The organism is Maledivibacter sp. (assembly GCA_025210375.1).
Taxonomy (GTDB): Bacteria; Bacillota; Clostridia; order Peptostreptococcales; family Caminicellaceae; genus JAOASB01.
The window spans coordinates 144453-153094 of the sequence record JAOASB010000007.1 but is presented as its reverse complement, the minus strand read 5'-3'; the positions used below and the strand labels follow the sequence as shown (position 1 = coordinate 153094).

The window sequence follows — 8642 nt, the reverse complement described above, 5'->3', positions numbered from 1 at the left end:
TGTTAAGCACGCCGCCAGCGTTCATCCTGAGCCAGGATCAAACTCTTAAAATAAAACTGGCGTTTCTTTATAGTTTGAATTGATTATCAAACTAAGGTTTAATTCCTTACACTGTTTAGTTTTCAATGTCCAAAGTTTTATCATTTCTTGTCGTTTTAGCGACAGAAATTATTATATCAAACTTTTTCGATGTTGTCAAGCCCTTTTTAACTTTAGCAATATTCTTTCCAAATGTTTTAGAAAGTACTTGAAATGTTCCCCATCGACGCTTTAACATATTATCACATCACTCATTTATTGTCAAGCTTTTTCATCTTGAGGACCTACGCCTTAGCGACGACAAATAATATCCTATCATGATTTTAATATGATGTCAAATAGTTATTTTTCCCATTTGTATTCTGTATTTTATATTAATGTAGCAAATTGTATAATCACTTTTTGTAAAACCCATCTCCCTCCATATAGTTTTAAAATCCCAATAGCTATACCATCAAATTGTCTTATATCTTAAGCAATTAAATCAAGGATGATATTTTCATATTAGGCTTAGCCAAGTAAGAGTTATGCAATTTCCTCAATGAAGAAATTATATGATATGTGTAAAGTATTTTTACGTGTGAAAAGTAATTATATAAATTTCTCATACAAAAAAAATTTGATTTTTTTTATTATTTTTGAGAAAACTAAAAATATAGGGATTTTAGTATAGACTTTAACTTATACTATGAAAACCCTATATTTAGAAATGCCAATAAATCCTTTATGTTTCCACTTGAGCAAATTTCATAATTGTAACTGGGCAAAATTATATAATAGATGTCCCATGTCTTGGGATATTCCAAAACTACATATAGTAAATAATTTTTACAAAAGGCAATTATGTAATTTCTTCGATTATCAAATATCCTAGGAACATGGCTTGTTTTATAAATCAAAATATAAATTTAATAAATGCATTTCGTATAGTTTGTCAATATTAGTATTAATATGGAAGAGGTGTCATTTATGATAACTATCTTTATAAGAACAGTTATGCTTTACATACTAGTGGTAGTTGCTATTAGAGTGATGGGCAAGGGAGAACTATCCGAGCTTCAACCCTATGAACTAGTTGTAATAATAATGATAGCGGAATTGGCATCCTTACCTATGGAAACCGTGGAAATGCCATTTATTAATGGTATTGTTGCAATCTCCACTTTGGTCTTTCTACAGGTGGTGATATCCTTTGTAACACTTAAAAGTGAAAGAGCTAGGGCTTTGATATGTGGAAAACCCACTATTCTAATACAAAATGGAACTATTGACTACAAAGAGTTAAAGAAACTACGAATCAGTATGAACGATTTAGTAGAACAGCTACGAATCAAGAACTTCCCTAGCATAGATGATGTAGAATTTGCCATACTTGAAACGAATGGTGACCTAAGTATAATTCCTAAAGCCTCAAAAAAACCTTTGACCCCTTCAGATATGAAAATTAAAGTTGAAAAAGAATCTTTACCTATTAGTTTAATAGTAGATGGAAAGGTAAATCGGGAAAATCTTGATGATCTTTCTTTAAATTTTAACTGGTTATATAAGGAACTAAAAAAACAAAAAGTTGAGGATATTAACAAGATACTATATGCATCAGTAGATCAAAACAAAACTTTGAGTCTACACTTTAAAAAAGAAACGAGGCTGTAAAAATGAAATCTCTTTTTATATCTACATTAGTGGTTATAGTTCTAATAACGTCTTGGATAATTATATATAACTTTATAGATGAATCAGTAACAGATATCAACTCTAATCTAACCATAATGGAAGCAAAAGTTCATGATGCCAACTGGGATTCTACTTCATCTATTTATAAAACTATCGATAAAAAATGGGAGGAAACAAAAAAAGTTCTCATGTTAATCCTTGACCATGAAGAAATGGAAAAAATAAATCTCACTCTTAGAAAAATAGAAAAGTTTATCTCTATAGAGGATAAATCTTTAACCCTCGGTGAAATAGCTACTTTAAAGTATCTATTTAGCCATGTAGAAGAAAAAGAATCTTTATCACTTAAAAATATATTTTAGGTATAGTAAGCTTATATCCTTCGATGGATAAGAAAAAAATTTTAATCAAATGTCCAGATTTTATCTGTTAATTATTTACATATAATGATTTTTATGATATAATTTTCTAGAGGTGTTATACCCATTTACAAACTTCATTTTGATTTTAAAAAACAATTTTAAAAGAAATCTACAGAGAGATGACTCAATTCTGAAAATTCTCTTTTTCAATGAGGTCTTTATATCTATAAAAAACCTCTATTTTACTACTCTTGTAACTTCTTTTATTATGTTTTATCTTTAACTTTTCTAGATTTAAAACATTTATTTTTTATTAAAATATTTTTTCTATTCACTAAATACCTTTGCTTCTACTGCAATCGGTTGTAGTATTTAATTTAGTTATACCATTTTTTTCATATTTTTACATAATACAGTGTATTTTGTCTAATCTTATCTAATTATATCGTTATTCAAACCTAATTGTAGATACTGGTTTTGCATATTAAATATCTAAAAAATCCTATAAATTTCGCAGTCAATTATTCTTTACTCTTTAAAATTGAACAGGCTTTAAACTTTTCATCAAACTAATAAAGTAACCTGCCAAAACGTGATATAAAGCAGGCTTAACTTATAAACTCAATTATTTTAGTACAATAACTTATTAATAAAGTAAGAATAGGAGGTTAGCTTATGAGAAATAGTCTTGATAAAAGACTTAGTTTCGCTGTCATCGGCGCTGGAAATGGTGGTCAAGCAATGGCTGGATATTTGGCATTAAAGGGCTACAAGGTTAATTTATATAATCGCAGTATTGAACGGATTATAGATATAAAGCAAAGAGGTTATATAGATCTTGTAGGGTTTTGTAGTGGCCGTGGTGTTTTAAATTTAGTGACCAATAATATTGAGAGAGCAATAAAAAATGTTGATGTTATCATGGTGGTATTACCCGCCAGTGCCCATAAATTTATTGCCAATAAGATTGCTCCAATCATAACATCAAATCAATATATTGTACTTAATCCCGGCAGAACAGGTGGAGCTTTGGAATTTAAAAATATTATTTCCAAACATAATCCTATCAAAGAAGTATGCATTATCGAAGCTCAAACTTTATTATTTGCATGCCGAAGTCTTGAGAATGGACAAGTGAAAATCTTTGGTAAAAAGAACGAGGTTAAAGTATCCGCATTACCGGCAATAAGGACAAATGAATTCATAGGAATCGTAAATAATGCTTTTCCAGAATTTACTCAATCAAAAAATGTACTAGAGACTAGTTTTAATAATGTAGGTGCTATGTTGCATCCCATACCAACAATATTGAATTGTGGGAGAATAGAAAATACCCATGGAGACTTTCAATATTATATAGATGGCATCACCCCATCTATATCAAATGTTATTAGAGAAGCTGATCGTGAGCGAATGTTAATAGCGAAAAAATTAAATGTAAATGCTATATCCTTAAGCCAGTGGCTTAACTACACATATGGAGCTAAGGGGGATACCTTGTGTCAGTCACTAATAAATACAAGGGGATATCATGGTATCACAGCTCCCTCGACCATGGAAACAAGATATATTTATGAAGATGTCCCTCAAAGTCTCGTTCCTATTTCTGATATGGGTAGACATCTAGGCATCCATACACCCACAATTAATTCGATTATTCAACTGGCATCTATTATTAATAATACGGATTACTTTAAATATGGTAGAAAAATAGCTGATATGGGACTTGATAGATTATCTACTGTAGATGAGATAGTGAATTACGTAGTTATAGGAAAGATTAGTACAGATAGTTCTAACGAAGGAGTGGTAGCATAATGAAAAAATTCTTAGGGGCTGCAATTGGTAATTGTGTTCATGTAGGAGGAGTTGTAAATTTTCTAAGATTGGTTGAAGAACAAGGACACAATACTGAATTTTTAGGAGCCGCAGTAAGCATAGATAGATTGATAAGTGCAATAGCTGATTTGAAACCCGACGTCGTTTCTGTAGGTTTTAGATTAACTCCAGCTTCAGTAGTTCCATTATTGAATGAACTTCAATATAAGATACAACTAAATAACTTACAAAACATAACATGGATATTTGGAGGTACAAAACCCGTTGCAAATATGGCTAAAAAATACGACTTTTTCTCTAAGATATTTGATGGTACTGAGGACTTAGATGATGTAATCCAATATATAAAAGGTAATAATCTAAAGGAAATCAAAACATCTTTTTCACAGAATCTTATGGATCGAATTAATAGCAAATACCCCTATCCTGTTATAAGGCATCATTTCGGCTTACCATCTTTAGAAGAAACCTTTGATGGAGTAAGAAGAATAGCTGAATCTAGAGTTCTCGATATAATCTCAATAGGGCCTGACCAAAATGCCCAGGAAAACTTTTTCACACCGGATAAAATGAACCATGATCTAGATGGTGCAGGAGGTGTTCCCCTCAGAAGGGTAGAACATTTCGAGAAGCTTTATGAAAGCTCTAAAGCAGGTAACTATCCCCTTTTAAGATGTTATAGTGGAACTTCAGAAGTATTTAAATTTGCAGAGCTTCTTAAAAATAAGATCAATAATGCTTGGTGTGCCGTTCCATTGTGCTGGTATAATGTTTTGGATGGAAGAGGCCCTAGAAAAGTTATTGATTCAATTTCAGAGGGTAAAAAGCTCATGAAGTGGCACGGTGAAAGAAATATACCTGTAGAAGTCAATGAATCTCATCATTGGAGCCTTCGAGATGCCCATGATACAATTGGTGTAGCAATGGCATATTTAGCCGCTTATAATGCTAAGAAAATGGGTGTTAAGAATTATATAGCCCAGTATATGTTCAACGTTCCACCATCTATGCATCATAAAATGGATTTAGCAAAGATGCTTGCAAAAATTGAACTTATAGAGTCCTTAGAGGATGGCAACTTCAAGGCATATAGGCAAGTTCGAGCGGGTCTAGCTAGTCTAAGTGCAGATTTAGATATTGCAAAGGGACAATTAGCTGCTTCAACATATTTAGCCATGAGTGTTAAGCCCCATATAATTCATGTTGTTGGCTTCTGTGAGGCTGATCATGCTGCCAAGCCCGATGATGTAATTGAAAGCTGCAAGATTGTTAGGGGTGTTATTCGTTCAGGTTTACATGGAATGGCAGATATGACTCAAGATAAGTCTGTTATTGATAGAAAAAATGAACTGTTAAATGAAGCTAATGTTCTTTTAAGTACCATTAAGGAATTGTATCCTTATAGTGATGATGCGTGGGCTGATGCCGTAGCATTGGCAGATGCCATAAAAAGAGGGGTAATTGATGCTCCACACCTCAGGGGTAATCCTAACGCCAAGGGTACATTGGAAACCAGAATAATCGATGGAAAATGTTTAGCATACTCTAAAACATTAGGTAGAGCTATATCGGAAAGTGAAAGATTATCGGAGCTATTAAGTATTGAAAATAATAATATTGCTACGGCTTAATAATTCCTGTAGGTGGGACTTTTTAAAGAGTAGATTTTAATAAGGTGATAAGGAGACATATGCACTGGGAAGATTGTGCATGCCTCCTTGTCACCTTTTTAAATTAAAAACTAATTTTTTCTATTTATCTGTATTCTTAAATTCTTCCCATATCCTATCTAGAAGCTCATCATTTTGCAAAATATCTATGGCTGTAAGAACCAATGCTCCAATTGTTTGGATCATAGAATCATACGCCATTTTAGTTTTTGTGGCCTGTGCAAATTCTACAGTATGGGCAGGAATATCTTCCTCACATATTCCGAAATAAGGATGAATTGTTGGGACAACGTGACTTACATTTCCTATATCTAATGATCCGTAGCTGCTTTTTGAATCATGTATTTCTTCTACACCCATGTCTAAAATTCTTTTACAATAAGTATCCAGTAAAGCTTGATTAGTAACTAAGTTATCATATGACAATTCATAGTTTATTATTTCAAGCTCTGCTCCAGTGGCAAGGGCAGCTCCTTTAGCACAATTTTTCACCTTATCCACCAATTCATTTAAATATGTTTTAGTCGTTGCCCTAACATAAAACTGAGCTACAGCTAAATCTGGTACTATATTCGCAGCTTTTCCTCCCTCTTTAATTATACCATGTATCCTTGCAGTTGATTGTATGTGCTGTCTTAGGGCATTGATATTCACAAAGGTATTTATTGCAGCATCTAGGGCGTTAATTCCCTTTTCAGGAGATGCCGCAGCATGGGCTGGCTTTCCTTTAAATGTAAATTGTATTGCCTCCATGGCCAGTGAAGCTCCACTTTTGTAATGCTTGCTTCCAGGATGAACCTCCATAGCAATATCAATATCATCAAAGGCTCCCTTAAGGGTCATATCAACCTTAGCTCCATTAGTTTCTTCAGCTGGGGTTCCAAAAACTATTACTTTTCCCTTTAGATCCTTTATAAGCTTACTTAGTACTATACCTGCACCGGTATTGGTTGTCCCAAGTAGATTATGTCCACATCCATGGCCTATTCCTGGTAATGCATCATATTCAGATAAATAACTTATAGTGGGTCCCTTTTTTCCGCTATCAAAAACAGCCTTGAAGGCGGTTTTTATACCTAAATACTCTTCTTCTACTTCAAATCCATGTTTTTTTAGGATATCTACATGGGCCTTACACGCCTTAAATTCCTCGTTTCCTAACTCAGGATTTTCAAATATGTATTCACTGATTTCTATTAACTCTTGCCTTAAATCCTGTGTTAGGTTTGTTACTTCCTTAATCATAAAGCTCTCCTCCTTTATTCAACTGATTTCTCTAATCCCTCCACCTAATCAGCTATTTCTAATTTTATCATTTTCTACATCTATTTTATCATTTTTTATGCCAATATCACATGTTCCCTTAAATTGATTTTTCAAACAGCCAAAGCTTCAATGCCTTTCAAGAAATCGAAATGTAAAAGATTTATTGGGATTTCTATATGGACTTTTCCATTAATACTCTTTAAGTTATACAGTGAGAATCATATGATAAAGCAATGAGCCTTCTGCCTAGGATAAATATATATTTATTAAACTATCATTTTAGAATGGTCCAAAATTCATTGCATTTACTATAACTATCAATACTGCCCCTGTTCCTAACCATATTAACATCAAAGGCCATAGGAATTTAAACCATTTTTCATAGGGTATCTTGGCCACTGATAATACCCCCATCAAAGATGCTGAAGTTGGAATTATTGAATTTGTAAAACCATCACCTAACTGATAAGCAACCACTGCAGTTTGTCTAGTTATTCCAACAATATCAGCAAGCGGTTTCATAATAGGCATCGTGGCTGCGGCTTGACCGGAGCCTGATGGAATAAAGAAATTGATTATTACCTGTGTAATATACATACCTATAGCAGATATACTCTTTGGAAGAATCTGTATTGCAGCTGCTAAACCATGTACTATTGAATCTAATATCATTCCATCCTGCATTACTACTAGTATACCCCTAGCCACACCTACTACTAAAGCTCCAAAAACAATTGATTTTGCACCAATTACAAATTCTTCAGCCAATCTACTAGGCCCCAGCTTTCCTAAGAATCCTCCGATTAGACCCATGGCCAAAAACGCTGAACCGATTTCTGTGATATACCATCCATTTTTAAATACTCCCCATATAATGAATCCAAATCCTATAACTACTGTGGCGAGGACTAAATGATGTTGAGGCTTTAATTCTGGTATATTAGACAAGTCAATAATCCTATCCTTTTCTTCTATTTCAAGATCACTCACAAAGCTTATGGATGGATTTTTTCTGACCTTATCTGCATATCTCATTAAATATATTGTAGTAATAACTAAGAAGATTACTAGAAATATAATTCTAACTCCTAATCCCGAGAATAATGGTAATTCAGCTATTTTTTGTGCCACTCCAACGGTGAAGGGGTTCATAAAACCAGCTGTAAATCCACATGCAGCTCCTAACATAATCATAGCTGTTCCAGTTATAGCATCGAATCCTAAGGCTCTAGCCAATGCTATTCCTATGGGTATAAAAATTATTATCTCTTCAGCCATACCAAATGTAGCTCCACCTAAGGAAAATATAACCATAAACACAGGAATAAGCAGCTTTTCTGCTCCCTCTAATACCTTTGCCATTTTTCCGATACCTGCTTCAATTGCTCCAGTTGCAGTTATCATCTGAAATGCCCCACCAACTATGAAAATAAAGAAAATTATGCTGGCAGCATCCTTCATGCCCTTTGGAACAGATTGAAACAGATCAAAGAACTTTATTGGATTTTGTTCAACAGAGTGAAATGATGTTGGAACTACAACGGTTTTATTTGTTAATTCGTCCTTAACTCTATCGTACTCACCTGCTGGAATTATATATGTTAAAATTGCCATTATCAAAATTACACTAAATAGAATTACATAGGTATGTGGTACCTTAAATTTCTTTTTTTCATTTACTTCTTTACTGTTCGTCGTCACACTAGCTCCTCCTTATTTTTAATATTTGTCTTTTGGAACATTAGGGTAATATCGTGTATTTAGCGTTTATTCTGTTCTTTTTCCTCCTCTC

General features: G+C 33.2%; 6 protein-coding genes. 4 read left to right on the top strand and 2 right to left on the bottom strand.

The features are described from left to right. The first annotated feature begins 1008 nt into the window (after positions 1 to 1008). The 4 genes from N4A68_02895 to N4A68_02880 all read left to right on the top strand — a co-directional run bounded on the left by N4A68_02895 (position 1009) and on the right by N4A68_02880 (position 5545). Positions 1009 to 1692, top strand: a complete 684-nt coding sequence (locus N4A68_02895) for a DUF421 domain-containing protein (GenBank protein MCT4563264.1) — start codon at positions 1009 to 1011, stop codon at positions 1690 to 1692. Positions 1693 to 1694: 2 nt separating this feature from the next. Beyond that, entirely contained in the window at positions 1695 to 2075 is a 381-nt protein-coding gene (locus N4A68_02890; GenBank protein ID MCT4563263.1) for a DUF4363 family protein, read from the top strand. 675 nt (positions 2076 to 2750) lie between these two features. Then, positions 2751 to 3893 (top strand): NAD/NADP octopine/nopaline dehydrogenase family protein, encoded by a 1143-nt coding sequence (locus tag N4A68_02885; protein ID MCT4563262.1) that lies wholly within the window; start codon positions 2751 to 2753, stop codon positions 3891 to 3893. Then, positions 3893 to 5545, top strand: a complete 1653-nt coding sequence (locus N4A68_02880; GenBank protein MCT4563261.1) for a cobalamin B12-binding domain-containing protein — start codon at positions 3893 to 3895, stop codon at positions 5543 to 5545. Before N4A68_02885 ends, N4A68_02880 begins: the two co-directional genes overlap by 1 nt. Before the next feature lie 120 nt (positions 5546 to 5665). Here N4A68_02880 and N4A68_02875 read toward each other — a convergent pair whose 3' ends face one another. After that, positions 5666 to 6829: a M20 family metallopeptidase gene (locus tag N4A68_02875; GenBank protein MCT4563260.1), complete on the bottom strand. Its 1164-nt coding sequence runs from the start codon at positions 6827 to 6829 to the stop codon at positions 5666 to 5668. Positions 6830 to 7129: 300 nt separating this feature from the next. After that, the gene (locus N4A68_02870) at positions 7130 to 8551 is read right to left on the bottom strand and encodes an AbgT family transporter (GenBank protein ID MCT4563259.1); all 1422 of its coding nucleotides are present in this window, start codon (positions 8549 to 8551) and stop codon (positions 7130 to 7132) included. Positions 8552 to 8642: the final 91 nt, after the last annotated feature.